Origin of the sequence: Curtobacterium phyllosphaerae (assembly GCF_049341865.1) — a bacterium.
Classification (GTDB): domain Bacteria; phylum Actinomycetota; class Actinomycetes; order Actinomycetales; family Microbacteriaceae; genus Curtobacterium; species Curtobacterium phyllosphaerae.
This window is the reverse complement of the sequence record NZ_JBMPIU010000002.1, coordinates 408,046-432,749: the sequence shown is the minus strand read 5'-3', so window position 1 is coordinate 432,749 and position 24,704 is coordinate 408,046. Positions and strand designations below refer to the sequence as shown.

Below are 24,704 nucleotides of genomic sequence, written 5' to 3'. Positions count from 1 at the left end.
CGGAGGGACGTCCGTGATGGGTCGAGCGTCCCCGACCGTCGGACGTCCGTGGCCGTCGGACGTCCGTGGACGTCGAGCGTCCCCCCGGCCCCGGCTCAGGACCCGATGCGCCGGATCCCCCAGCTGCCGGTCCAGGACTCGTCCGGCTCCAGCCAACGGAGCCCCTCGCCCGAGTTCAGTGCGTCCGCCGGCGCCGTCATGGGCTCGACGGCGAGTGCGAGCCCGAGGCCGTCACCGCGCGGGAACACGCGTGACGTGAACACCTGCGCGTACGGGAACGACTCGTCCTGCCAGAGCTCGACGCCGTCGCCGTCCGGGGCGTGCACGGTGGTGCGCCGGATCCCCGCGGCGTCGGGAGTGATGTCCGTGTAGGCGGTGTCAAGATCGCTCTCACCCACGATGCGCCCGGCCCGCAGGTCGAACGGGGTTCCCTCGACCGGTTGCGAGCCGTTCGGGATCTTCTTCTCGTCGGTGGTGAACGACGTTGCGGCCTCGAGCCGGACGGAGAGCTCCTCGACCGCAGCGTCACCGGCGCGCAGGTACGGGTGGTTCCCGACGGCGAAGGGCGCACGGACGTCGGACCGGTTCACGATCTCGTGCGTGACGCGGATCCCGTCGTCGGTGAGCTCATGGTGCACTCGCGTCTCGAGCAGGAACGGCCATCCGTGCTGCGGGTACACGGTCGCCTCCTGCACGAGGGCCGACTCGGTCTGCGACACGACGTGGTAGGGGGCGTACCGGAGCAGCCCGTGTGTCGCGTTGCCGTACTTCGGCTCGGAGATGTCGAGCTGCTGGGGAGCGCCGTCGTGGTGCCACAGGCCACCCGCGACCCGGTTCGGCCAGGGCACGAGCACGATGCCGCACGCGCCCGCCGGCATCTCGTCGGCGCTGAACGACTCGGTCAGGGCGAACCCGTTGACGCTGAGCTGTCGGATGCCGGCGGCGACCTGCGTGATGACGGCCTCGACGACCCCGTCTGCTCCGGCGTGCCGGAGGTGGTACTGCCCGCCCGTGGGTGATGCGCTCATCCGTGCTGCTCCGTTCGTTGGTCTGTGCCGTCGGTGCCGTGCCCCGCATCGTCGGCGACGACGACCCGGAGGCCGGTCGCACGGAGCGGCAGGAGGTCTGCGGCGTCGGCAGCGGCCGTCACGAGGACGTCCACGGTGTCGAGTGCGCCGACGACACCGATGTGGGACCGACCGAGCTTCGCCCCGTCGGCGACCACCACGGTACGCCGAGCGGAGGCGGCGAGGAGCCGCTTCACCTCGGCCTCCGGCAGGTTGACGTTCGTGACGCCGTGCTCGACGGAGACGCCGGAGCAGCCGATGACCGCGATGTCCGCCGCGATCATGGGCAGCACCGTGCCGACGAACGGCGCGACGAGCGAGTGCTGCAACGGTCGGAGTGTGCCGCCGGTGACGACGACCGTGAACCGCGGGACGGCACGTTCCAGGAGGAGCGCGTTCGTCAACGAGTTCGTCACGACCGTCACGTCCGCGAGGTCGTCCCGGGCGACGAGCGCCGAGGCGACCGCAGCGGTGGTGGTGCCGACGTCGAGCACGACGCACTCGCCCGACCGGACGAGCGCCGCCGTCGCACGACCGATCGCCGCCTTGGCCTCAGCCTGCTCGACGGCGGTCTCCTCGAACGGTCGTTCCTCACGGAGGACGGTCCCGATCCGTACCGCACCGCCGTGCACGCGGCGGATCCGACCGGCGTGGTCGAGCGCGGCGAGGTCGCCGCGGACCGTGACCTCGCTCGTGCCGAGGGCGGCCGCGAGCGCCGTGGTCCGGACGAGTCCCGGGGCGGCGTCGAGGATCGACACGATGCGGTCCTGCCGGAGGGGCGCGGGCAGGACACCGCCCCGCAGGAACGACAGGGCGTCGGAATCGGGGGTGGAGGACATCGCTCCAGTTTCGTCTGCTTCCGTTCGCTTTCGCAATCCTTCGTGTCGGGAGTATGGTGCTCCGGTGAGCACGATCACCAAGCGCCCGACGAAGCTCGCCGACGGCCGCGACCTCATCTACTTCGACGACGCCGACACGGCGCTCCCGCCCGAGCGGCGGATCGACGAGCGCATCCTCGACCCCCGGCCGACGACGGCGCACATGCGGCAGGACGTCCTGACCGGGGAGTGGATCTCGATCGCGGCCGCGCGGCAGAACCGTGCGTTCCTGCCGCCGGCGGACCAGGACCCGCTCGCACCGCAGACGCCGGCGAACCCGTCGGAGATCCCGGACACCTACGACGTCGCAGTCTTCGAGAACAAGTCGCCGTCGTTCGGTCCGGATCTGCAGGCGGACGACGCCCCGCCGTCGCTCGACGCCCTGGCCGAGGTCGGCATCGGCCGGGAGTTCCGGTCGGTCGGCCGGTGCGAGGTCGTGTGCTTCTCCCCGGAGACGGCCGGGTCGTTCGCGTCGATCTCCGAGTCGCGGGCCCGCACCGTGGTCGAGGCCTGGGCGGACCGGACCGCCGCGCTCTCCGCGATGCCCGGCATCCACCAGGTGTTCCCGTTCGAGAACCGCGGCGAGGCGATCGGCGTCACCCTGCACCACCCCCACGGGCAGATCTACGCCTACCCGTACGTGACACCGCGGACGCAGCGGCTCCTCGCATCGATCGAGCGCTTCGGGCCGGACCTGTTCGCCGAGGTCCTCGAGTCCGAGCGGCAGTCCGATCGCGTCGTCCTGACCGGCGAGCACTTCACGGCGTTCGTGCCGTTCGCTGCGCACTGGCCGCTCGAGATCCACCTGCTCCCGCACCGGCACGTCGCGGACTTCGCCGGGCTGACCGAGCCGGAGAAGGACGAGCTCGCACACATGCACCTGCGGTTGACCCGCAGCATGGACCAGCTCTACGACACCCCCACCCCGTACATCGCCGCATGGCACCAGGCCCCGGTGCACGTCGGACGCGACACCATCCGACTCATGCTGCAGATCACCTCGCCGCGACGCGCGGCGACGAAGCTCAAGTTCCTCGCGGGCAGCGAGTCCGCGATGGGTGCCTGGATCGGTGACGTCGTCCCCGAACAACAGGCCGAGTTCATCCGGAAGGGGATCGAACGCGCATGACCACCTTCTCCGAGGTCTTCGGGTACGAGCCGACGGTCCGCTACTCCGCACCCGGCCGGGTCAACCTGATCGGCGAGCACACCGACTACAACGACGGCTTCGTGCTCCCCTTCGCCATCGACCGCCGCACCACCGCCGACATCGCCGTCCGGACGGACCGGCTGCTCCGGGTCGCGTCCGCGTTCGACCCGGACGGGGGCGTCCAGGAGATCTCACTCGACGCGCTCTCGGTCGACGCGATGCAGGGCTGGTCGGCGTACGTGTTCGGGATCGCCTGGGCACTGCAGGACCGCGGCGTCGACCTGTCGAACGCGTCCGGGCTCGACGTCTTCATCGATTCGGACGTCCCGGTCGGTGCCGGGCTGTCGTCGAGTGCGGCGATCGAGTGCGGCGCCGCGCTCGCGTTCGACGAGCTGTGGGAGCTCGGCCTCGACCGCGCCGAGCTGGCACGGGTCGGCCAGTGGTCCGAGAACAAGGCCGTCGGCGCTCCGACCGGGATCATGGACCAGTCGGCGTCCCTCCTCGGCGAGCAGGACTCCGCGGTGTTCCTGGACTGCCGCTCACTCGAGGCGACCGTCGTCGACCTCGGGCTCGAGGCGGCCGGGCTCGAGGTGCTCGTGATGGACACGAAGGTCGAGCACGCGCACGCCACCGGTGGCTACGCGGCGCGTCGGGCGTCCTGTGAGCGCGGTGCTGCAGCACTCGGCGTGACGGCCCTCCGCGACGTCGCGGTGTCCGACCTCCCCCGGGCCGAAGCGCTGCTCGACGACGAGACGTTCCGACGTGTCCGCCACATCGTCACCGAGGACCAGCGCGTCCTCGACACCGTCCGTACCCTGCGCGAGCACGGCCCGCGGGCGATCGGCGACCTGCTCCTCGCGTCGCACGCGTCGATGCGCGACGACTTCGAGATCTCCGTCCCGCAGCTCGACCTGGCCGTGGAGACCGCGATGCGCGAAGGTGCCGTCGGTGCACGGATGACCGGTGGCGGGTTCGGCGGTGCGGCGATCGCGCTCGTCGACACCGCCGACCGGGAGCGGATCGGTGCGGCGGTGACGGCGGCCTTCGCCGGGGCCGGCTACACAGCACCGACGGTGTTCGTCGTGCACGCGGCGCAGGGCGCGCGCCGCGACTGACGTGCGGTCCGGGGCGGAGCCGCCCGGCCCAGCCCGGCTCCGCTCCGCCCCGCTACTGCAGGCGCCGCTCCGCCGCCTCGACGACGTTCTTCATCAGCATCGCCCGGGTCATCGGGCCGACGCCGCCCGGCACCGGTGACAGGAACCCCGCCACGCTCGCCACCGCCGGGTCGACGTCGCCCCGGAGCTTCGCCGCGCCCGTCTCCGGGTCCACCACGCGCGTGATGCCGACATCGACGACGGCCGCACCCGGCGCGACCCAGTCCGGCCGCACGAGTCCCGCGACGCCGGCCGCCGCGACGACGATGTCGGCGCGCCGGGTCTCCGCCGCGACGTCCTCGGTCAGGGAGTGCGTGAGGGTGGCGGTCGCCTCGAGCCGGGTGAGGAGCAGCCCGAGGGGCCGCCCGACGGTCAGACCCTGACCGATGATCGTCACGTGTCTCCCACGGATCGGGACGTCGTAGGCGCTGAGCATCTCGACGATCCCGCGGGGCGTGCACGGCAGCGGCGCGTCGATCGTGCCGGCACCGCCCGGGACCGCGAGGACGAGCTCGCCGAGGTTCGTCGGGTGCAGGCCGTCGGCGTCCTTCGCGGGGTCCATCAGCTCGAGCATCGGGGTGGGGTCGATGCCGACCGGGAGCGGGAGCTGGACGATGAACGCGGTCACCGCGGGGTCGTCGTTCATCTGCAGGATCGCGGCGCGGATGTCCGCGGCGGACGCCGTGTCCGGGAGATCGATGCGCACCGACTCGATGCCGATCTCCGCGGAGTCGCGGTGCTTGCCCGCGACGTAGGACAGCGAACCGGGGTTCGCGCCGACGAGGATCGTCCCGAGCCCGGTCCGGACACCGTGCTCGTGGAGCCGCGTGACCCGACCGGCCAGCTCGGAGCGGACCCGAGCCGCGAGTGCGGTGCCGTCCATCCGGATCGCGGTGGAGTCGTCACCGAACCGGGTGCGCGGGAGGACGCCGGGCGCGCTGGCGGAACCGGCCGGCACGGCTGCTGCCGCACCGCCGGGGACGCCGTCGCTCACGCGTAGAGCGGGAACGCGTCGGTGAGCGCCTTGACCCGGGCGGCGAGTGCCTCGATGTCCGGGTTCGGCATGAGTGCGCTGGCGATGATGTCCGCGACCTCGGTGAACTCGGTGTCGCCGAACCCCCGGGTCGCGAGTGCCGGGGTGCCGATGCGGACGCCGGACGTCACCATCGGCGGACGCGGGTCGAACGGCACGGCGTTGCGGTTCACGGTGATGCCGACCTGGTGCAGGAGGTCCTCGGCCTGCTTGCCGTCGACCTCCGACTCGCGGAGGTCCACGAGCACGAGATGCACGTCCGTCCCGCCGGTCAGCACGTCGATGCCGGCCGCACGCGCGTCGGGCTCGGTCAGTCGTGACGCGAGGAGCTTGGCACCACGGATCGTCCGCTCCTGGCGGTCCTTGAACTCCGGCTCGGCCGCGAGCTTGAACGCGGTGGCCTTCGCCGCGATCACGTGCATGAGCGGGCCGCCCTGCTGCCCCGGGAACACCGCGGAGTTGAGCTTCTTGAAGAGCGACTCGTCGTTCGACAGGATCAGGCCGGAGCGCGGACCGGCGAGGGTCTTGTGCACCGTGGTGGACACGACGTGCGCGTGCGGGACCGGCGACGGGTGGAGCCCGGCGGCGACGAGACCGGCGAAGTGCGCCATGTCGACCCAGAGCTTCGCGCCGACCTCGTCCGCGATGGCGCGGAACTTCGCGAAGTCGAGCTGCCGCGGGTAGGCGCTCCACCCGGCGATGAGGACGGTCGGCTGGTGCTCGATCGCCTTGGCGCGGATGTCGTCGTAGTCGACCTCGAACGTCTCCGGGTCGACGCCGTAGGACACCGCGTTGTAGATGCGGCCGGAGAAGTTGAGCTTCATGCCGTGCGTCAGGTGCCCGCCGTGGGCCAGCTCGAGACCGAGGATGGTGTCGCCGGCCGTCGCGATGGCGTGCAGGACGGCGGCGTTCGCGGTCGCCCCGGAGTGCGGCTGGACGTTCGCGTAGTCGGCACCGAACAGCGCCTTGGCACGGTCGATGGCGAGCTGCTCGGCGATGTCGACGAACTCGCAGCCGCCGTAGTAGCGCTTGCCCGGGTAGCCCTCGGCGTACTTGTTCGTGAGCACCGACCCCTGCGACTCGAGGACGGCGCGCGGCACGAAGTTCTCCGACGCGATCATCTCGAGGAAGTCGCGCTGACGACCGAGCTCGAGCTCGAGCACACGTGCGATCTCGGGGTCGATCTCGGACAGGGGGGCGTTGAAGGTGGAGGGCAGACTGGACGTTGCCGTCGTGGGTGTGGACACGGGGACTCCTCGGGGTCGCTCGGATGCGTCGGTGTCGACGCGTCGGTTCTCTCGTCGTGGCCCAGGCGTACGGCCACGCACCGTGTCTGTGTGCCGCTCCCCGATGGTGACCCATCCGACGCCAGTCGCGACGCTGGAAATCGTAGCAAGCGGAGCGCATCGCGCGCGAGGTCGGTCCCCACGCGGGCAGGTCGGGTGAGAACGTGCGAACCTGGACCACATGACTCTCGTGGACCCGGACCTGCACGTCCGGGAGCGCACGCGCGCGGACGTCCCGTGGGTCACGGTGGTCTGGGACGACCCGGTGAACCTCATGTCCTACGTCACGTACGTGTTCCAGTCGTACTTCGGCTTCTCACGGACCCGCGCCGAGCGGCTGATGCGGATGGTGAACGACGACGGCCGGGCGGTCGTCGCGAGCGGCCATCGGGAGGAGATGGAGCGGCACGTCGAAGCGATGCACGGCTACGGCCTCCAGGCGACCGTCGACCGGAGCGGCGAGTGACGCGCGCGACCCGGACCGCCGGGTGATCCCGTTCGTGCGGCGCCGGGACGGCATCCACCTGACGCTGTCCCCCGGCGAGCGCAGCGTGCTCGCGAGCCTGACCGCGCAGTTGCTCGAGATCCTGGGCGGCGACGTGGCGGCGGACCCGGTGTCCGTCCGCCTGTTCCCCTCGGCGTACCCGGACGACGCAGAGGCCGCCGCGGAGTTCCGCCGGTTCACGATGGACGACCTCCTCGCCCGCAAGACCGAGAACGCCCGCGTCGTGCACGACTGGCTCACGGGTGCCGAGTCCGGAGCCCTCGACCGGGAGGCCGAACAGGCGTGGCTCCGCTGTCTCACCGACCTGCGACTGACCGTCGCAGAGCGACTCGGGATCCACGACGTGGACCCGTGGGACCAGGGGACCGACCTCGCCGAGGACCCGGCAGGGACCGGACTCCGGGACGTGTACGACTGGCTCGGGTCCGTCCAGGAACACCTCGTGATCACGATGAGCGATCACGGCTAGAAGGCAAACTTGCAAGGTCACCTTGCAAGGCGTACTGTCGATCGGGTGACGGAGACCCGCATCGACCGCGACCGCGACCGCGACCGAGAGCTCGACCGCGGCCTCGACCTCGACCTCGCCGAGGAGCTCATCGCGCTCCACGGTCGATTCCGTCGAGCACTCCTCGCTGCCAAGACCGACGAGATCACCCCCACCCAGTCGGCAGTCCTCGGGCGGCTCGTCCGCGACGGCACGCAGAGCACCGCCGACCTCGCCCGTGCCGAGGGCGTCCGACCGCAGTCCATGGGGCAGACGGTCGCCGGGCTCGTCGAACAGGGACTCGTCGTGCGCGAGTCCGACCCGGACGACGGCCGCCGTGCGGTCGTCCGCCTGACGGACGCCGGTCGTCGGACGCGCGAGGGTTCGCGCGCGACCAGGGCGAGGCTCATCGCGGAACGGTTGTCGGCCCTCCCGTCCGAGGACCGCGCCGTCCTGGAGCGCGCGCTCGCCGTCATCGACGACCTCGTCGGTCCCTGACCCCGGTCGGCCACCCCCACCATCGTTCCCCATCCCCGGAAGCCGCTGCTCACGTCCACGTCCACCAACCCCGTCCCGACCACCACAGCGTCCACCGCCGCCGCGTCCGAGGGGTCCGGGTTCGGCCCCAAGCTCCTCGTCCCGGTGCTCGTCGGGCCGCTCCTCAACCCGATCAACACGACGATGGTGTCGGTCGCGCTCGCCCCGATCTCGCGCGACCTCGGCATCGGGTCGGCGCAGGCGATCTGGCTCGTCGCCGCCCTCTACCTCGCGAGCGCGATCGCGCAGCCGACGATGGGCAAGCTCGCCGACCGGTTCGGGCCGAAGAAGGTGTTCATGGCCGGGCTCGTCGTCGTCGGGATCGCCGGGGTCGTGCCCGAGTTCCTGCCGGGGTTCGGCGGTGCGGTCTCGGCTCGGGTGCTCATCGGGATCGGGACGTCCTCCGCCTACCCGGCGGCGCTCACCACGCTCCGCCAGCACTCGGAACGGATCGGGAAGCCGACCCCGCCCCTCGTCCTCGGTGCGCTGTCGATCACCTCGCTCGTCTCGGCGGCGGCCGGTCCCCCGCTCGGCGGAGCGCTCATCACCGCGTTCGGATGGCACGCGATCTTCCTCGTCAACGTCCCGCTCGCCGTGTTCGGACTCGTCGTCGCGGGGATGTGGCTGCCATCGGACCGCGACCGTGCCGTGCACGACGCCGGCGTCCCCGTGCTCACCGCCCTCGACCCGGTCGGCATGCTGCTCATGACCGGCACCGTCTCGGCGCTGCTGGTGTTCCTGCTCGACCTGGCGGCCGGGTGGTGGTGGCTCCTCGGGGTGGCCGTCGCACTGCTCGTCGCCCTGGTCCGCTGGGAGCTGCGCGCCGCGAAGCCGTTCATCGACGTCCGGATGCTCGCCCGGAACGGCGCCCTGTCGCGGACGTACGTCCGGCTGTTCCTCATCTACCTGATCGCGTACACGATGACCTACGGGTTCTCGCAGTGGGTGCAGGACGTCGCCGGGTTCTCGAGCGGCGTCGCCGGCTCCCTCCAGCTGCCGGCGGCGATCCTGGCCGGGGTGGTGTCCTTCCTCGTCGCCCGGCGGACCCGCGTCCGCGCACCGCTCGTCATCGCGGCCGCCGTGCCGATCGTCGGCGGGCTGCTCCTCGTCGTGCTGCACGCGGACGCCCCGGTGTGGCTCATCGCACTCGTGCCGACGATGTTCGGGATCCCACAGGGCCTCGCGTCCGTGTCGAACCAGGCCGCGCTGTACGCACAGGTGCCGTCTGGGTCCATCGGCACCGCCGCGGGGCTCTCCCGCACGAGCGTCTACATCGGGGCGATCGCGGCGTCGTCATTGATCGGCGGGGTCTTCGGGGAACGCCCGACGACGCCGGACCTGCACCTGCTCGGGGCGGTGATCGTCGGTGTCGCGGTGCTGCTCACCGCGCTGACGGTGTCCGACCGCGCACTACGACGCCCGCGGGCCACCTGAGCCCGGTGGACCCCGCGCGGACCCCGCGTGGGAGGGTCGCACTGCCCGCGAAGCGTCAGGCGGGGAGCGTTGACTGGGGCCATGATCGCCAAGAGCAAGATCCACCGCGTCGAGAACGCGACCGTGCGGGACAGCGACGGCGCTTCCGTCGGCAAGGTGACCCAGGTGTTCCCGTCCGACGAGGACGGGACCGCGGCGTTCCTCGTCGTCGCGACGGGGTTGCTGAGCGGCCATGAGACCCTCGTCCCCGCCCACGACGCCACGTTCGACGGCATGGACGTCCACGTCGGGTTCACGAAGGACGACATCAAGGACGCGCCGACGCTCGGCACCGGCCGGACGCTGTCCCCGGCCGAGGCCGACGACGTCCGCGAGCACTACGGGCTGCCGACGTCCGGACCCGCCACCGGGGACATGGGCGACGCGGACGAGAACCTCGACCAGGCCGGGACCGGTCCGGCTGGTGCCGACGACACCGAGGGTGCCGGCACGACCCCGCCCGCCTAGCGGTCGGGGTGTCCGGGCCCACTCGGTAGGCTGGCGACCGTGACCCACGCGACCCACTGGACCCTGACGCTCGTCTGCCAGGACCGCCCCGGGATCGTGCACGCCATCTCCGGCGCCGTCGTCGCCGCGAACGGCAACATCACCGAGTCGCAGCAGTTCAGCTCCGCGGACACCGACACGTTCTTCATGCGACTCCAGGTGCTCGCCCCCGTGACACGCATCGAGTTCGAGGACGCCCTCGCCCCCGTCGTCGAGCGGTACGGCATGGCGGTGCACCTCGACGAGGTGGGCCGCCCGCTCCGGACGCTCGTGCTCGTGTCGAAGGCGGGGCACTGCCTCAACGACCTGCTGTACCGGCAGCGCGGCGGCCAGCTCCCGATCGAGGTCCCACTCGTCCTCTCGAACCACCGCGACCTCGCGGAGCTCGCGTCGTTCTACTCGGTGCCGTTCGAGACCCGTCCGGTCCGGTCCGACGCGGACAAGGTCGCGATGGAGAACCGCATCCTCGAGGCGGTGGAGGAGCACGACATCGAACTCGTCGTCCTCGCGCGCTACATGCAGATCCTCTCCCCCGACCTCTGCGCGGCGCTCGCCGGTCGCGCGGTCAACATCCACCACTCGTTCCTGCCCGGGTTCAAGGGCGCGAACCCGTACCGGCAGGCGCACGCGCGCGGCGTCAAGCTCATCGGTGCGACAGCGCACTTCGTGACGAGCGACCTCGACGAAGGGCCGATCATCGAACAGAACGTCGTCCGCGTCGACCACTCGCGGTCCCCCGAGCAACTCGTGTCGATCGGCCAGGACGAGGAGTCCCGCACCCTGACCCAGGCGGTCCGGTGGATCGCCGAGGACCGCGTGCTCCTCGACGGCGCCCGGACGATCATCTTCCGCTGAGGGCTCCCACCGCATGACGAACGCACCGCAGTCCCCCGTCGACTGGGACGACACCCCCGCTCCGGCCCCCGCCGCCGCACCGTCCCGCCGACGGGCCGACTTCTGGGGCGCCCTCCGCGTCGTGGTCATGGTGGTCGGGCTGCTGTCGCTCGCCGCGTGGGGGTACTACTCCTGGCGTCCGCCGACGCAGTACGTGTTCGCCGTGGGCGCACCGGTGTTCGCCGCCGTCGTGTGGTTCCTCTTCCGGTCGCCGAGGTCGCCGATCCGGACCGACACGGTCGGCAAGGTGATCGTCGAGACGGCGCTCGTCGTCGCCGCGGGTGCCGCGTGGGTGTCGATCGGGTACCCGCTCGTGGGGCTCGTGTTCGTGGTTGTCGCCGCGCTGACGGGCGTCGTCGCGTTCCGCCGGGAGACCCCGGCTTGACGGACCCGGGCGTCGGGAACCCGGTCGGGTCCGGCGCGGCGGTCGGGTCCGGTCCGGAGGGGCGGCGCACCCTCCTGACGAACGCGTGCGCCGTCGACGCGGCCGGTCTGGTCGACGACGCGTGGGTGCTGTTCGCCGGGGACACGATCCGGGCGACCGGCTCCGGAGCGGACGTCCCCCCGGCGGACGACGTCGTCGACCTCGGGGGCGCGACGATCACCCCGGGCTTCGTCGACCTGCACACGCACGGCGGTGGCGGCAGCTCGTTCGACGACGACGCGGCGTCGATGACGACCGCGCTGGCCGTCCACCGCACCCACGGCACCACCCGGTCGCTGCTGTCCCTGGTGGCGAACCCGATCCCGGCGCTCGTGTCCTCGCTGGACACCGTCCGCACACTCATGGCGTCGGACCCGCTCGTCCTCGGCGCGCACCTCGAGGGGCCGTTCCTGTCGCCGTCGAACAAGGGTGCACACAACCCCGCGTTCCTCGTCCCGCCGACCATCGCCGCCGTCGACGACCTGCTCGCGGCCGGAGAGGGTGTCCTCCGACAGATCACGATCGCGCCCGAGCTCCCCGGCGCCCTCGACGCCGTCGCCCATGTGGTCGGTGCGGGCGTCGTCGCCGCGGTCGGCCACACCGTCGCGGACTTCGACACCGCCCGACGCGCGTTCGACGCCGGGGCGACGATGCTGACGCACGCGTTCAACGCCATGCCGGGCATCCACCACCGCGATCCGGGCCCGATCATGGCAGCGGTCGCCGACGACCGGGTGACGCTCGAGCTCATCCTGGACGGCGTGCACGTCGCACCGATCGTCGCGCAGACCCTGCTCCGTGCGGCTCCCGGTCGGGTCGCACTCGTCACGGACGCGATGGCCGCTGCCGGCTCCCCGGACGGCTCCTACACGCTCGGATCGCTCGAGGTCACGGTCACGGACGGCATCGCGCACGTGGCCGGCACCGACACCATCGCGGGCTCGACCCTCACCCAGGACGTCGCGCTGCGGATCGCCGTGCAGCAGGCGGGTGCGTCGTTGCCCGACGCGGTGGCGGCCCTGACGAGCATCCCGGCGCGGGCGATCGGCGTCGGGGACCGGTTCGGTCGGCTCGCCCCGGGCTTCGCCGCCGACGTGGTCGTTCTCGGCCCGGACCTGTCCGTCCGCCGCGTCTGGGCAGCCGGCCGGCCGGTCTGACCCGGTCTGACCCCGTCCCCGACCCCGTCCGACCCCGTCCGACCCCGTCGAGAATGCACGATCTCGGAGTGGGCAGGGCCCCGCACCCCGCAATCGCGCATTCTCGACCAGGGAGTCGGTCAGCCGGCGACGAGGGACCGCACCCGCGACGCCGCCCCGAGCGCCACCGCGTCGGAGCCGAGCCGCGCCCGCTCCACCCGGATCGCGGCTCCGCTGACCGGCGGCTCCCGGTCCAGCCACCGCCGGATCCGGGGCTCGAGCAGATCCCACCCCCGGGTCACCCCGCCGCCGATCACGACGGTCGTCACGTCGAGGACCCCCGCCGTGACGAGGATCGCCCGGGCGAGCCCCCACCCGGCGGCGTCGAACACGGCGAGCGCGTCGCCGTCCCCGGCGGAGGCGGCAGCGGCGACCTCGTGCGCGTGCAGGACCCGCCCGGTGCGTTCGGCGTAGCGGGCGGCGATGCCCCGCGCGGCGGCGAGGGTCTCGAGGTGGCCGGTCTGCCCACACGTGCACCGCGCATCACCGAACCCGGGGACGTGTCCGATCTCGCCGGCCGCACCTCGAGGGCCGTCGAACAGGACGCCACCGAGCAGCAGCGCGCCGCCGACCCCGGTGCCGAGGGTCATCCCGAGCACGTCGGACTCCCCCACGACCGCCCCGGTGGACACCTCACCGCGGAGGAACGCGTTGACGTCGTTGTCGAGGGTCGCCGGGACGCCGAGTGCCGCCTCGATCGCGGCCGCGACGGCGAACCCCGCCCACCCGGTGAACGAGTCGCCGGTCACGAGCACGGTCCCCGTCCGCGCGTCGACCACGCCGGCCGCGCCGACGCCGACCCCGACGAGCACGCCGTCCACCCGCGCGAGCAGGGTGCGCACCGCTCCGACGGCACGCGCCACGATCGCGGCGCCACCCTCGTGCGACGGCGTCGGCACGTCGGTCCGGTCGAGCACCACGAGGTCCTCGGTCGCGACGAGCACCTTCGTGTTCGTCCCGCCGACGTCGATCCCCGCGAGCAGCCGACGACGACCGGCCTGGAGGCCGGGGCCGGCGACCTCGGTCCGGCTCACGACCGCGCTCCGTCGGCGGGTGCCGCGCCGTCCGCCTCGGCGTCCGTCCGGCCGGCGGCGAGCGCGACCTGTCGGTCGGTCCGGCGCTGCCGCTGGAGGACCGGGTCCGGCACCGGCACCGCGGCGAGCAGCCGACGCGTGTAGTCGGTCTCGGGGTGCAGGAGGGTGGTCGCGGTCGGACCCTGCTCCTCGATGCGGCCCTGGCGCATCACGACGACGCGTTCGGCGAACTGCTGCACGACGGCGAGGTCGTGTGAGACGAACAGACACGCGAAGCCGAGGTCGTCCTGGAGTTCGGCGATGACCTCGAGGACGGTCTCCTGCACGCTGACGTCGAGCGCACTGGTCGGCTCGTCGGCCACGAGGAGCCGGGGCTCGAGGACCAGCGCGCGGGCGAGGCTGACCCGCTGCCGCTGACCGCCGGAGAGCTCCCGCGGCGCCCGGCCGGCGAGGTTCCTCGGCAGGCGGACCGCGTCGAGCACCTCGGCGATCCGCTGCTCCCGTTCGGCGGTCCCGATGCCTCGGCGGTGCACCCGCAGCGGTTCCGCGATGCACTCGCCGACGTTCATCCGGGCATCGAGCGAGGCGACCGGGTCCTGCAGCACGACGCCGATGCCGGCCTGGAGCGTCCGGCGTGCGCGACCCCTGGTCCGTCGGAGGTCCTGGCCGAACAGGGACGCGGTGCCCGTGGTCGGCGCGATGAGCCCGAGCGCGACACGGGCCGCGGTCGACTTGCCGGAGCCGGACTCCCCGACGAGCCCGACGGTCTCGCCCGCGTGCACCGCGATGTCGACGTCGGCGAGGGCGTGCACGGCACGGCGCCCCCTGCCGAACGTGACCCCGACGCCACGGAGGTCGACCACCGGGGTCTCCCCGGGCCTCCCGTCCGACGCGTCCGCACCGACGCGGTCGGTGACCTGCGGGGCGGGCGGGACGGCTCCGGGTACTGCGACGTCGAGTCGCGGCACCGCGGCGAGCAGCCGCTGCGTGTACGCGTGCCGGGGGCGGAGGAGGACCTCCTCGACCGGGCCGGTCTCGACGATCTCGCCCTGCAGCATGACGGCGACCCGGTCGGCGAAGTCCGCGACGACGCCCATGTTGTGCGTCACGAGGAGCACGCCGGTCCCGGTGTCGACCGCCAGCCGACGGAGGAGTTCGAGGATCTCCGCCTGGACCGTGACGTCGAGTGCGGTCGTCGGCTCGTCGGCGATGAGCAGTCGCGGCTCGTTCGCGATCGCCATCGCGATGACCACTCGCTGCCGCTGCCCGCCGGACAGCTGGAACGGGAACGCCGACGCGCGCTGCGCCGGGTCGGGGATGCCGACACGGCGGAGGAGGTCGACGGCCTCGGCCGCTGCGGTCCGCGCCGACACCTGCCGGTGGTTCCGGATGACCTCGGCGATCTGCGCGCCGATCCTGGTCAACGGGTCGAGTGCCGTCGCGGGCTCCTGGAACACCATCGACACGGTCCGACCTCGGAGACCGGCGAGGGTCTGCTCGGACGCGGCGACGACGTCCGTGCCGTCGATCGAGGCACGACCGCTCGGGACCGCGTTCGGGGAGAGCAGCCCCATGGCCGCGAGGGCGATCGTCGACTTGCCGGACCCGGACTCCCCCACGAGGGCCAGGGTCTCCCCCGGGCGGACGTGGAGCGACACGCCGCGCACGGCCGGGACGTCCCCGGTCTCGGTGCGGAACGTGACGCCGAGGTCCTGCACGTCGAGGATCGGCGCGACCGACGTCGGGTCGGGCATGGTGCTGGAGGTCATGGCTGCTCCGGTCTCGTCCCGGCCGGTCATCCGCGGCCCCGCACGTCGAAGGCGTCGCGGAGGCCGTCACCGATGGCGTTGAAGGCGCACACGACGAGGATCACGGCGAGACCGGGCGGCAGGATGAGCCACCACCGCCCGGAGTACGCGGCGGTGAGGCCCGCCGAGAGCATCCCACCCCAGTCCGTCGCGGGCGGCTGCACCCCGAGCCCGAGGTACGACACGTACGCGACGAGGAGGATCGCGTCCGCGACCTGGAACGTCGCCGCGACGACGATCGTCGACACCGAGTTCGGCAGGACGTGGCGCATCACCGCGCGTGCGTGCGAGCCGCCGATCGCGCGGAGGGTCAGGACGTAGTCGCGGTTCTTGAGCGTCAGGGTCTCGGCTCGGATCAGCCTCGACGGCACGAGCCAGCTGACGAAGCCGAGGATGACGATGAGTCCCCAGACGTCCGGTGTCGAGATGGCCGAGATGACGAGCAGGATGAACAGCGCCGGGATCGCGATGCCGGCGTCCACCACGCGCATCATGACGGCGTCGACCCATCCGCCCGCGTAGCCGGCGATCGCGCCCCAGAGCGTGCCGATCACCGTCGCGAGGAGCCCGGCGGCGAGCCCGACGAGCAACGACACCGTGCCGCCGTACATGAGGCGGCCGAACTCGTCGTGCCCGACGGCGTCGGTGCCGAGCAGGTGGCCCGCACCCGGGGCCAGGTTCGCGCTCGCGAGGTCGGTGTGCGTCTGGTCCGTCGGGAACAGGAACGGACCGACGAAGCAGAACAGGACGAAGAGGACGACCACCACGAGTCCGACGACCGCGAGCCGGTTCCGGAGGAAGCGTCGGAGGGCGACGTTCCCGGGCGGTGCGCCGACCACGTCGACGACGGGCCCGTGGGCGTCGGGTGTCTCGGGCGCGATCTGGACGGCGCTCATGCCTGGCCTGCCTTGACTCGGGGGTCGACGATCGTCTGGACCACGTCGGCGAGGAGCGTGCCGACGACCGTCGCGATCGAGATGACGAGCACGCAGCCGAGCAGGACCGGGTAGTCCGACGACTGTGCGGCACTCCAGAACAGGAGCCCCATGCCCGGGTAGTTGAACAGCTGCTCGACGACCAGTGCGCCGCCGAACAGGACCGGCACGTAGTAGCCGAGCATCGCGACCACGGGGGTGAGCGAGTTCCGGAAGACGTGCCGGCGGAGGATCGCGCCTCGGCGCGCACCACCCGCGCGGGCCGTGCGGACGTAGTCCTCCTGGAGGTTCTCCAGGGTCGCGCTCCGCATGTACCGGCTGAACACGGCGATCATCGCGGCGGCGCCCGTGACGACCGGGAGGACGAGACCGGCGGGGTCGGCGAACACCTCGGCGAGCGTCGTGCCGGACGGCGCCTGCGAGGGGAACCAGGGCAGCACCTGGCTGAACACGATGATGATGACGAGCCCGAGGAAGAACACCGGGGTCGAGTAGGCGACGAACGCGAGGGTGGTGACGACGTAGTCGACCGGCTTGTTCCGGCGGACCGCCTGCCACATCCCGAGCGGGATCGCGATGACGAGCGCCACGATGGCGGACAGGATCGTCAGCACGAGGGTCTTCGGGAGCCGCTCGACGATGAGCTGCGTGACCGGTTCGTTGAGCGAGTAGCTCGTGCCGAGGTCGCCCCGGAACAGGGTCCCGAGGTAGTAGAAGTACTGGACCACCAGCGGCTTGTCGAGACCCTGCTCGCGGTTGAACGCCGCGAGCTGCTGGGCGGTGGCCTGCGCCCCGAGGATCCCGCGTGCGGGACCCCCGGGGAGCGAGTGCAGCAGGGCGAAGACGACGACCGTGACGATGAGGATCACGACGACGGCCTGCAGCACTCGCCTGCCGAGGTGGAGCGCAGTCGTCACTTGCTCCACTTCCACTGCGCGGGGTGGAAGTTCGCCAGGGAGTCCTGGTCGAACGTGCCGCCCGTGAGGCCGGTCTTGACGACCGAGATCTGGTAGTCCGGGCTCGGCAGCCAGATCACCGGCAGGTCCTTCGCCACCGCGGCGGAGTAGTCCTGCACGGCCGTCGAGTCGGTGCTCGTGGTGGTGGCGCTGATGAGCGCGTCGACGTCGGGGTTCGAGTAGTTGCCGAAGTTCGACCCGCCCTTCGTCTGGAACAGCGAGTCACCCGTCGGGTACGCCGCGAAGTACCAGCTGCCGGCGGTGCCGAAGAACGACAGCTGCCACTTGCAGATGTCCTGGTCCGCGGTGCACTGCGGAGTCTGCGACAACACCGAGTTGACCGGCGCGGTCTTGATCGAGAAGTCGATGCCGGTCTTGGCGAGCGACGACTGGATCGCGCTCATCATGTTGTCGGTCACGGTCGAGCCGGACTGCGACAGCACCTGCATCTGGAACTTCGTGCCCTGGTCGACCCCCTCGCCGCACTGGTCGCTCCCGGAGCCGGGGTCGGTGCAGACCATCGTGCCGCCCTGCTCGGTCCAGCCGTGGCCGGTCAGCAGGTCCTTGGCCTTCGACGTCGAGAACGGGTACGGGTTGTCCTTCTGCGTCTCGGAGACGAAGTCCGACGCCTGCGCCTGCGGCACCGGACCGTAGCCGGGGACGGCGGTGCCGTTGAAGACGACCTTGGACAGCGCGGTCTGGTCGATCGACATCTGAACGGCCTGGCGGGCGTACAGCTGCTTGTAGACGGCGCCCATGGTGGGGTTGTTGAAGTTGTACGGCATGTACGTGATGGACCAGCCGGACCACGGCTCGACCGCGTAGCCCTTCGACGTGAACGAGCTCTTCTGGTCGATGTCCGAGGCGCTGATGTAGCCGTAGTCGACCGATCCGGAGCGGAGCGCGTTGGTCTCGGCGTCCGCGGTGGTGAACGGGAGCAGGTTGACCGTCGCGATCGCGGGCTTCTCGTTGCCGTCGTACTTCTTGTTCGCGGTGAGGACGACCTTGCCGGCGGTCGAGAACGAGTCGATGCCGTACGGGCCGCTGATGGTCTTCCACAGCGGGTTCGACGCGTACCCGGAGATGTCCTTCGCCGCGGTGTTGAGGTACTTCCACACCTGCTTGGCGCCGGCGGTGGTCTCGTCCGCGTTGCCGACCGATCCGCTCGCCGAGGTCTTGTCCCAGGCGTGCTGGGGCAGCGGCGTGATGAGGCTCAGCTCGTTCGCGAGCATCCAGTCGTCGTTGTACGTCTTGTCGAACGTCAGCGTGAAGTGCGTGCTGTCGACGGCGGTGAAGGACGTCCAGTTGTCTGGCGCCTTGCCCTCGTTGTAACTCGCCCACTGCGCCTTGTTCGCCCTGATGAGGTTGAACCAGAACTCGACGTCGCGGGAGGTGATCGGCTTCCCGTCGCTCCACGTCCGGTCGCCGAGCGTGACGGTGACGCTCTTGCCGTCGGCGGCGAAGTCGGCCGCGGTCGCGATCGAGCCGGCCTTGTTCCAGGCGATCTTGCCGGTCGACCCGTCGTACGCCACGAGGGGCTCCCAGAGCGACGCTGCGATGGAGCCGTTGTTCGTGTTGAGGTGGGCGGCGGTGCCGATCGGGAGGATCCAGTTCGGGGTGAAGTTGGCGGGGAGCGCGTAGTTGATCTCGTCGGAGTTCGACGAGGACGACGCGTTCGACCCGCCGGCGCATCCGGCGAGCAGGGCGCTCGCGGCGAGGGCGACGCCGGCGACGAGCGCCGAACGGCGGAACTTCGGCATGGGTTCTCCTTGGGAAGGCGGGTGTGTGCCCACAGTCAATGTCCGTCGGGTCTGGAATAACAAACCCCCGCCCGTAAAAAGTATGTTTCTGCCGTTCTGTCGAAAGCGGCGGGACGATCGACCGCCTCTAGAGTCGTGGTGCCACCTCTCGACTGCAGTTAGTTTCCCCATGTCTGAATTAAGTGCCCGTGTCCTGGAGCTCATCGCCTCGGGGCAGGCGACGAGTCGTACCGAGATCGCGGTCGTCCTCGGCGCAGCGCCCTCGACCGTGTCCCTCACCGTCGGTCAGCTCATCGAGCGTGGCATCGTCGCGGAGGAGGGCACCACCGCCTCGACCGGCGGACGGCCCCGCAAGGCGCTCCGACTCGGCGGCGTCGACGAGTTCGCGGTCGCGGCGGACCTCGGAGGCGGCCACGCCCGGATCGGGATCGTGCTGCCGGGCGGCGGGGTCTCGGACGTGTCGAACGTGCCGTTCTCGATGGACGACGGGCCGGTCGCCGGGCTGTCGCGCCTCGCGGTCCTGCTCGAGGACCTCGTCGACCAGCGCGGCCGTGCGGGCTTCCGGGGCGTCGGCGTGAGCCTCCCCGGCCCGGTCGACGTCGAGGCCGGCGTGGTCGACCTGCCGAGCCGCATGCCCGGGTGGAACGGGTTCCCGGTCGCCGCGTGGCTCACGGACCGGTTCGGCGTGCCGGCGGCGATCGACAACGACGCGAACTGCATGGCGGTCGGCGAGCACGCGGTGCAGCCCGCCGATCGTCGGCAAGCGATCATGGTCAAGGCGGGGTCGGCGATCGGCGCCGGCATCATCGCGGACGGTCGGCTGTACCGCGGGGCGACCGGTGCGGCCGGCGACATCACGCACGTCCGCATCGACGCCGCCGGGGACACGCCGTGCTCGTGTGGGAACACCGGGTGCCTGGAGACCGTGGCCTCGGGCGCCGCACTCGTCCGGATCCTGCGGGACGCCGGCGTGACCGTGCCGGACGGGCCCGTGCCGGACGGGACCGTGCCGGACGGGACGGCGTCGGGTGGGACGGCGCCCGGTGGGACTGGCGAGGCCGACCGGGGTCGGCGCCTCGTCGAGACCACGCACGACGTCGTGCGGCTCGCGACGGACGCCCACCCGGAGGCGACCCGTGCCGTGCGTCGCGCCGGCAAGTACCTCGGCGAGGTCCTGTCGGCGAACGTCAACTTCTTCAACCCCGACGCGGTGTACCTCGGCGGCATCCTCTCGACCCTCGAGCCGTTCGTCGCGGCCGTGCGGAGTCAGCTCTACGAGGGCTGTCACCCGCTCGTCACGCAGTCCCTCGTCATCGAGCGGGCGACGCTCGGTGCCGACGCCGGACTCGTCGGCGCCGGCCAGTTCGCCCTGCAGCGTGCCCTCGCCGTCGCGCTCGACGCCGTCACCACCACCCAGTCCGCCCCCACCACCCGGAGGAACCGTGTCCACTGACACCGCGCCCACTGACACCAGCACCGACACCGGGAGCCACCGCCCGGTCATCGCGATCGCAGGGCTCGGCATCGAGTCGTCGACGTTCTCCCCCGCCCGGACGGAGGCGGCCGCGTTCCACCCGCTCCGCGGGGACGAGGTCATCGAGCGCTACCCGTTCACGCAGCCGGGGTCGGAACTCCGTGCGGCGGCGGACTGGCGTGGCGCCCTGGTCGGGAAGTCCCTGCCGGGCGGCATCGTCACCCGGGCCGCGTTCGAGGAGCTCACCGGCGAACTCCTCGAACGGCTCGCGGCGATCGTGGACGCCGGCCCGGTCGACGCGCTCTGGTACGACATCCACGGCGCGATGACGGTCGACGGCCTCGAGGACGCCGAGGCCGTCGTGCTGGCGCGCATCCGCGACGTCATCGGGCCGGACGTGCTCGTGTCGACGACGATGGACCTGCACGGCAACGTCTCGCGCGAGCTCGCCCACATGTCGGACCTCATCACGTGCTACCGGATGGCGCCGCACGAGGACGCCTGGGACACCAAGGAGCGCGGGGTGCGGAACCTGCTGGCGCTCCTGGCGGAGCAGCCGGGAGGCACGGGAGACCCCGACTCGTCGGTCCCGTCCCGCCGGCGGCCGGTCAAGGCGTGGATCCCCGTCCCCGTGCTGCTGCCCGGCGAGCAGACCTCGACGCGCATCGAGCCCGCGAAGCACGTCTACGCCGAGGTCCCGGAGGTCGAGGCCACCGACGGGGTCGTCGACGCCGCGATCTGGGTCGGGTACGCCTGGGCGGACGAGGCCCGGAACCGCGCCGTCGTCGTCGTCACCGGGTGGGACGAGTCCGCTGTCGCCGCGGGTGCGGAACGCCTCGCGCGGTCCTTCTGGGACGCCCGCGAGGACTTCGCGTTCGTCGCGCCGACGGGGTCCTTCGCCGAGTGCCTCGACGCCGCGCTGGCCTCGGACGCGCATCCGTTCTTCATCTCGGACTCCGGCGACAACCCGACCGCCGGTGGCGCCGGGGACATGACGTGGGGCCTCACCGAGCTCCTCGCCCGCCCGGAGTTCCAGACCGCGGACGGTCCGACGGTCATCTACGCCAGCGTCCCCGGTCCGGCCGCCGTGGCCAAGGCCGTCGCGGCGGGTGTCGGTGCGACCGTCACCGTGACCGCCGGCGCCGAGGTCGACGACCGCCACGCCGGACCGCTGACGATGACCGGGCGGGTGCACGCGATCCGGCACGGGGACCACGATGCCGTCACCGAGGTCGTCCTCCAGGTCGGCAGTGTCTTCGCGATCCTCACGGAGCTCCGGAAGCCGTACCACCACGAGCACGACTTCACCGACCTCGACCTCGACCCGCGCTCGGCGGACGTCGTCGTCGTGAAGATCGGGTACCTCGAGCCGGAGCTGTTCGCCATGTCCGAGGACTGGATGCTCGGGCTCACCCCCGGCGGCGTCGACCAGGACCTCGCGCGCCTCGGGCACCGGCGCATCCGGCGGCCGATGTTCCCGTTCGACCGGCAGTTCGACCGTGAGCCGGACCTGTCCGCACGGATCATCCCGGCGTCCGACCAGCCCCTCGGAGGAGTCGACGAATGAGCACGCCCGACACCACACCACCATCCGCACACGACTCCGATCCCGAGGAGGATGCCGTGGCGGGAGCGCGGTGTCTCGCGCTCGAGATCGCCGTCGTGTCCGCTGCCGGGGCGATCGTCGCGCGGGACGGCGGGGCCGACCGGGTCGAGCTCTGTACCGCACTCGAGCTCGGCGGCGTGACCCCGTCGCAGGGGCTCGTCGAGGCCGCGGTGGCGACGGGCATCCCCGTCCACGCACTCGTCCGCTCCCGGCCAGGCGACTTCGTGTACGACGACGACGAGCTCGCGACGATGCTCCGGGAGGTCCGGCTCATCGCCGCCGCCGGTGTCGCCGGTGTCGTGGTCGGCGCGCTCGACGCTGCGGGCCTGCTCGACGCGACGGTGATCGCCCGGTTCGCGGACGCCGCCCGGACGGTCGCGCCCGACGTCGAGGTGACAGTGCACCGGGCGATCGACCACACCCCGGACCCGATCGCGGCGGCGGGGTCGCTCCCCCGGCTCGGTGTCACCCGCGTCCTGACGTCGGGTGGTGCTCCGGGTGCGCCGCAGGGCATCGACACGCTCCGCGGCATGGTCGGTGCGGCCGGTCCGGTCCAGGTCCAGGCCGGCGGCGGGGTCTCCCCTCCGGACATCGACGCGCTGGCCGCGACCGGGATCGCCGCGGTGCACATGTCCGCGAAACGACGAGCGACGACGGCCCCAGCATCGAGCGGGGCCGTCCGCATGGGCGTCCTCCCGGCGGACCGGCACTTCGTCACCGACCCGGCCGTCGTCGGTGCGGCACGGCGCGCGGTGGACGCGGCGCGTCAGGCCGCGGACGCGGCGCGTCATGCGGTGGACGAGCGCGGAAGCACCAGCCAGGATTGACGGCATGAGCGTCATGGTCTCCCCGTTCGATGCCCGTTCCGACCGCACGAGCGTGAAGTTCACCGAGTTCCCGGCCGACGTCCTGCCGATGTTCGTCGCCGAGATCGACTGCACCCTCGCCGAACCGGTCCGGGACGCCCTCGTCCACGCGGTCCAGGCGAGCGACACCGGCTACCTCGGATCGACGCGGGAGCTGCCCGACGCGTTCGCCGACTTCGCCGAGCGGCGGTGGGGCTGGCAGCTCGAGCCCGACCTCGTCCGGACGACCACGGACGTCTCGGTGGCGATCGTCGAGGTGTTCCGTCAGGTGACCTCGCCCGGCGACGCCGTGGTCATCATGCCGCCGGTGTACGCGCCGTTCTGGGACCTCGTGCTCGAGGCCGGTTGCACCCCGCAGGAGGTCCCGCTGCTGCCGCCGTCCACCGAGGCGGACCTGTCGTCGACCACGGCGGACTGGGCCATCGACCTCGACGGGGTCCGCGCCGCGTTCGAGTCGGGCACCCGCACGGTCCTCCTCTGCAACCCGCACAACCCCCTCGGCCTCGTGCACTCCCGTGCGTCGCTCCAGGCCCTCGCCACGCTGGCCGACGAGTTCGACGCGGTCGTCGTGAGCGACGAGATCCACGGGCCCCTCGTGCACGCGGACGCCGTGTTCACCCCGTTCCTGTCGGCCTCGGACGCCGCCGCGCGGGTCGGGGTGACGGTCACCGCGGCGAGCAAGGGCTGGAACATCGCCGGCACCAAATGCGCACTCATGGTCGGTGGGACCGGACGCGCCGCCGGCTGGTTCGACGCGATGTCGCACGAGGTCGTCGCCCGCACGAGCATCCTCGGGTACATCGCGAGCGTCGCCGCCTTCCGCGAGGGCGAACCGTGGCTGGAGCGCCTCCTCGGGGAGCTCACGGCGAACCGCCGGACCATCGCGGAGCTCGTCCCGGAGGTGCTGCCCGGCGCGGTCCACCGTCAGCCGCAGGCCTCGTACCTGGCGTGGCTCGACCTCCGCGCACTGCCGTGGGGCGACGATCCAGCCGGTCCGATCCTCGACCGGGCACGGGTCGCGCTCGGCCACGGCCCGGACTTCGGCACGCAGGGCGTCGGACACGTCCGGCTCAACTTCGGGTGTTCCGACGAGACGCTGCGCGAGGCGTTCGACCGTCTCGGGACCGCACTCACCCCGCGCTGAGCCGCTCGCGTCGCAGTTCGCGCCACGCCCACCACGCGCCGGTCGCCCAGAGCGCCCACACCACGAGCACCGGCTGGAACACGAGCCGCACGGCGCGTGCCGTGTCGGTGCTCAGGCCGAACGCGCTGCGGTGGTCGACGAGCTGCGCGACGTTCCCGGGGAAGATCGCGACGAAGAAGAGTGCGACGACCCACCCGACGCCCGACCGCCACGGGCGTCGCCAGACGAGCACGAGCGCGAGACCGAGGACGAGTTCCGCGATCCCGGAGAGCACCACGACGGTGTCGACGGGCAGCGGCACCCAGGTCGGCACCTGCGCGCGGAACGACTCGCGGCCGACGGTCAGGTGCACCGTCCCGGTGAACAGCAGGACCGCGCCGAGCACGGCCTGGGCCACGACGCGGAGGACGGGGAACCGGGGCAGGGCGTTCGCGGGCTCCGCGGCGGGCATGGCATCTCGAGGCACCTGTGCACCGTACCCGGAGGACGGCTGAACGCTCGGACTGTCGAGTTGTGCACAACTGGATCGT

The 24,704-nt window shown here is 72.0% G+C and carries 24 protein-coding genes and 1 riboswitch; of the genes, 14 read left to right on the top strand and 10 right to left on the bottom strand.

The window, feature by feature from the left end; translation table 11 throughout:
- Nucleotides 1-95: 95 nt before the first annotated feature.
- Nucleotides 96-1,028, bottom strand: a complete 933-nt coding sequence (locus tag ACO0E0_RS05205) for an aldose 1-epimerase family protein (protein WP_422870333.1) — start codon at nucleotides 1,026-1,028, stop codon at nucleotides 96-98.
- Nucleotides 1,025-1,906 carry a DeoR/GlpR family DNA-binding transcription regulator gene (locus ACO0E0_RS05200; protein WP_422870332.1) on the bottom strand — a complete coding sequence of 294 codons (882 nt, stop codon included), beginning with the start codon at nucleotides 1,904-1,906 and terminating at the stop codon, nucleotides 1,025-1,027. Before ACO0E0_RS05200 ends, ACO0E0_RS05205 begins: the two co-directional genes overlap by 4 nt.
- Nucleotides 1,907-1,970: 64 nt before the next feature.
- Here ACO0E0_RS05200 and galT point away from each other — a divergent pair, with 64 nt between their 5' ends.
- Both galT and galK read left to right on the top strand, forming a co-directional pair.
- Nucleotides 1,971-3,074 carry a galactose-1-phosphate uridylyltransferase gene (gene galT / locus ACO0E0_RS05195; protein WP_422870331.1) on the top strand — a complete coding sequence of 368 codons (1,104 nt, stop codon included), beginning with the start codon at nucleotides 1,971-1,973 and terminating at the stop codon, nucleotides 3,072-3,074.
- Entirely contained in the window at nucleotides 3,071-4,210 is a 1,140-nt protein-coding gene (galK, locus tag ACO0E0_RS05190; protein ID WP_422870330.1) for a galactokinase, read from the top strand. Before galT ends, galK begins: the two co-directional genes overlap by 4 nt.
- A 52-nt stretch (nucleotides 4,211-4,262) precedes the next feature.
- Here the strand turns inward: galK and ACO0E0_RS05185 are convergent, their stop codons facing one another.
- Together ACO0E0_RS05185 and glyA are read right to left on the bottom strand one after the other, a co-directional pair.
- A complete protein-coding gene (locus ACO0E0_RS05185; RefSeq protein ID WP_422870454.1) occupies nucleotides 4,263-5,132 on the bottom strand; it encodes a tetrahydrofolate dehydrogenase/cyclohydrolase catalytic domain-containing protein in 870 nt (289 codons plus the stop codon).
- Nucleotides 5,133-5,239: 107 nt separating this feature from the next.
- On the bottom strand, nucleotides 5,240-6,529 hold the full coding sequence (glyA, locus tag ACO0E0_RS05180; protein ID WP_422870329.1) for a serine hydroxymethyltransferase: 1,290 nt from the start codon (nucleotides 6,527-6,529) through the stop codon (nucleotides 5,240-5,242).
- Nucleotides 6,530-6,581: 52 nt separating this feature from the next.
- Nucleotides 6,582-6,668: riboswitch (ZMP/ZTP riboswitch) on the bottom strand.
- A gap of 81 nt (nucleotides 6,669-6,749) precedes the next feature.
- Here glyA and clpS point away from each other — a divergent pair.
- From clpS to nagA, 8 genes are all read left to right on the top strand, one after another.
- Nucleotides 6,750-7,034, top strand: coding sequence for an ATP-dependent Clp protease adapter ClpS (clpS, locus tag ACO0E0_RS05175; protein WP_422870328.1), 285 nt, complete (start codon nucleotides 6,750-6,752; stop codon nucleotides 7,032-7,034).
- 22 nt (nucleotides 7,035-7,056) lie between these two features.
- The gene (locus tag ACO0E0_RS05170; RefSeq protein ID WP_422870327.1) at nucleotides 7,057-7,542 is read left to right on the top strand and encodes a DUF2017 domain-containing protein; all 486 of its coding nucleotides are present in this window, start codon (nucleotides 7,057-7,059) and stop codon (nucleotides 7,540-7,542) included.
- Between the two features lie 45 nt (nucleotides 7,543-7,587).
- Nucleotides 7,588-8,058, top strand: coding sequence for a MarR family winged helix-turn-helix transcriptional regulator (locus tag ACO0E0_RS05165; protein WP_422870326.1), 471 nt, complete (start codon nucleotides 7,588-7,590; stop codon nucleotides 8,056-8,058).
- A 144-nt stretch (nucleotides 8,059-8,202) separates the two neighbouring features.
- Entirely contained in the window at nucleotides 8,203-9,531 is a 1,329-nt protein-coding gene (locus ACO0E0_RS05160) for an MFS transporter (protein ID WP_422870325.1), read from the top strand.
- Between the two features lie 81 nt (nucleotides 9,532-9,612).
- On the top strand, nucleotides 9,613-10,038 hold the full coding sequence (locus ACO0E0_RS05155) for a PRC-barrel domain-containing protein (protein ID WP_422870324.1): 426 nt from the start codon (nucleotides 9,613-9,615) through the stop codon (nucleotides 10,036-10,038).
- A 39-nt stretch (nucleotides 10,039-10,077) separates the two neighbouring features.
- Complete coding sequence (gene purU / locus ACO0E0_RS05150; protein ID WP_422870323.1) at nucleotides 10,078-10,932, top strand: formyltetrahydrofolate deformylase; 855 nt, start codon at nucleotides 10,078-10,080, stop codon at nucleotides 10,930-10,932.
- Between the two features lie 13 nt (nucleotides 10,933-10,945).
- Entirely contained in the window at nucleotides 10,946-11,356 is a 411-nt protein-coding gene (locus ACO0E0_RS05145; RefSeq protein ID WP_422870322.1) for a YrdB family protein, read from the top strand.
- A gap of 74 nt (nucleotides 11,357-11,430) precedes the next feature.
- Complete coding sequence (gene nagA / locus ACO0E0_RS05140) at nucleotides 11,431-12,552, top strand: N-acetylglucosamine-6-phosphate deacetylase (protein ID WP_422870453.1); 1,122 nt, start codon at nucleotides 11,431-11,433, stop codon at nucleotides 12,550-12,552.
- Nucleotides 12,553-12,671: 119 nt separating this feature from the next.
- Here nagA and ACO0E0_RS05135 read toward each other — a convergent pair whose 3' ends face one another.
- The 5 genes from ACO0E0_RS05135 to ACO0E0_RS05115 are packed head-to-tail and all read right to left on the bottom strand — an operon-like array spanning nucleotide 12,672 to nucleotide 19,084.
- The gene (locus ACO0E0_RS05135; RefSeq protein WP_422870321.1) at nucleotides 12,672-13,625 is read right to left on the bottom strand and encodes an ROK family protein; all 954 of its coding nucleotides are present in this window, start codon (nucleotides 13,623-13,625) and stop codon (nucleotides 12,672-12,674) included.
- A complete protein-coding gene (locus tag ACO0E0_RS05130) occupies nucleotides 13,622-15,394 on the bottom strand; it encodes a dipeptide ABC transporter ATP-binding protein (protein WP_422870320.1) in 1,773 nt (590 codons plus the stop codon). Before ACO0E0_RS05130 ends, ACO0E0_RS05135 begins: the two co-directional genes overlap by 4 nt.
- A gap of 26 nt (nucleotides 15,395-15,420) precedes the next feature.
- Nucleotides 15,421-16,329 (bottom strand): ABC transporter permease, encoded by a 909-nt coding sequence (locus ACO0E0_RS05125; RefSeq protein ID WP_422870319.1) that lies wholly within the window; start codon nucleotides 16,327-16,329, stop codon nucleotides 15,421-15,423.
- The gene (locus tag ACO0E0_RS05120) at nucleotides 16,326-17,285 is read right to left on the bottom strand and encodes an ABC transporter permease (protein WP_422870318.1); all 960 of its coding nucleotides are present in this window, start codon (nucleotides 17,283-17,285) and stop codon (nucleotides 16,326-16,328) included. Before ACO0E0_RS05120 ends, ACO0E0_RS05125 begins: the two co-directional genes overlap by 4 nt.
- The gene (locus ACO0E0_RS05115; RefSeq protein WP_422870317.1) at nucleotides 17,282-19,084 is read right to left on the bottom strand and encodes a peptide ABC transporter substrate-binding protein; all 1,803 of its coding nucleotides are present in this window, start codon (nucleotides 19,082-19,084) and stop codon (nucleotides 17,282-17,284) included. Before ACO0E0_RS05115 ends, ACO0E0_RS05120 begins: the two co-directional genes overlap by 4 nt.
- Nucleotides 19,085-19,253: 169 nt before the next feature.
- Here ACO0E0_RS05115 and ACO0E0_RS05110 point away from each other — a divergent pair, with 169 nt between their 5' ends.
- Genes ACO0E0_RS05110 through ACO0E0_RS05095 form a run of 4 tightly spaced genes read left to right on the top strand, consistent with a single transcriptional unit; the run spans nucleotide 19,254 to nucleotide 24,174 of the window.
- A complete protein-coding gene (locus ACO0E0_RS05110) occupies nucleotides 19,254-20,537 on the top strand; it encodes an ROK family transcriptional regulator (protein WP_422870316.1) in 1,284 nt (427 codons plus the stop codon).
- Entirely contained in the window at nucleotides 20,527-22,125 is a 1,599-nt protein-coding gene (locus ACO0E0_RS05105) for a M81 family metallopeptidase (protein WP_422870315.1), read from the top strand. The genes ACO0E0_RS05110 and ACO0E0_RS05105 overlap by 11 nt, the downstream gene beginning before the upstream one ends.
- Nucleotides 22,122-22,991, top strand: coding sequence for a copper homeostasis protein CutC (locus ACO0E0_RS05100; RefSeq protein WP_422870314.1), 870 nt, complete (start codon nucleotides 22,122-22,124; stop codon nucleotides 22,989-22,991). Before ACO0E0_RS05105 ends, ACO0E0_RS05100 begins: the two co-directional genes overlap by 4 nt.
- A gap of 4 nt (nucleotides 22,992-22,995) precedes the next feature.
- Nucleotides 22,996-24,174 (top strand): MalY/PatB family protein, encoded by a 1,179-nt coding sequence (locus ACO0E0_RS05095; RefSeq protein ID WP_422870313.1) that lies wholly within the window; start codon nucleotides 22,996-22,998, stop codon nucleotides 24,172-24,174.
- On the opposite strand, the gene ACO0E0_RS05090 is transcribed toward ACO0E0_RS05095, so the two are convergent.
- Entirely contained in the window at nucleotides 24,161-24,625 is a 465-nt protein-coding gene (locus tag ACO0E0_RS05090; RefSeq protein ID WP_422870452.1) for a DoxX family protein, read from the bottom strand. The genes ACO0E0_RS05095 and ACO0E0_RS05090 overlap by 14 nt on opposite strands.
- Between the last annotated feature and the right edge of the window lie 79 nt (nucleotides 24,626-24,704).

Coding starts and splice junctions, on each gene's coding strand:
- ACO0E0_RS05205 (WP_422870333.1), bottom strand. CDS start 1,028: ATGAGCGCATCACCCACGGGCGGGCAGTACCACCTCCGGCACGCCGGA.
- ACO0E0_RS05200 (WP_422870332.1), bottom strand. CDS start 1,906: ATGTCCTCCACCCCCGATTCCGACGCCCTGTCGTTCCTGCGGGGCGGT.
- galK (WP_422870330.1), top strand. CDS start 3,071: ATGACCACCTTCTCCGAGGTCTTCGGGTACGAGCCGACGGTCCGCTAC.
- ACO0E0_RS05185 (WP_422870454.1), bottom strand. CDS start 5,132: ATGGACGGCACCGCACTCGCGGCTCGGGTCCGCTCCGAGCTGGCCGGT.
- clpS (WP_422870328.1), top strand. CDS start 6,750: ATGACTCTCGTGGACCCGGACCTGCACGTCCGGGAGCGCACGCGCGCG.
- ACO0E0_RS05155 (WP_422870324.1), top strand. CDS start 9,613: ATGATCGCCAAGAGCAAGATCCACCGCGTCGAGAACGCGACCGTGCGG.
- ACO0E0_RS05145 (WP_422870322.1), top strand. CDS start 10,946: ATGACGAACGCACCGCAGTCCCCCGTCGACTGGGACGACACCCCCGCT.
- ACO0E0_RS05130 (WP_422870320.1), bottom strand. CDS start 15,394: ATGACCTCCAGCACCATGCCCGACCCGACGTCGGTCGCGCCGATCCTC.
- ACO0E0_RS05125 (WP_422870319.1), bottom strand. CDS start 16,329: ATGAGCGCCGTCCAGATCGCGCCCGAGACACCCGACGCCCACGGGCCC.
- ACO0E0_RS05115 (WP_422870317.1), bottom strand. CDS start 19,084: ATGCCGAAGTTCCGCCGTTCGGCGCTCGTCGCCGGCGTCGCCCTCGCC.
- ACO0E0_RS05110 (WP_422870316.1), top strand. CDS start 19,254: ATGTCTGAATTAAGTGCCCGTGTCCTGGAGCTCATCGCCTCGGGGCAG.
- ACO0E0_RS05100 (WP_422870314.1), top strand. CDS start 22,122: ATGAGCACGCCCGACACCACACCACCATCCGCACACGACTCCGATCCC.
- ACO0E0_RS05095 (WP_422870313.1), top strand. CDS start 22,996: ATGAGCGTCATGGTCTCCCCGTTCGATGCCCGTTCCGACCGCACGAGC.
- ACO0E0_RS05090 (WP_422870452.1), bottom strand. CDS start 24,625: ATGCCCGCCGCGGAGCCCGCGAACGCCCTGCCCCGGTTCCCCGTCCTC.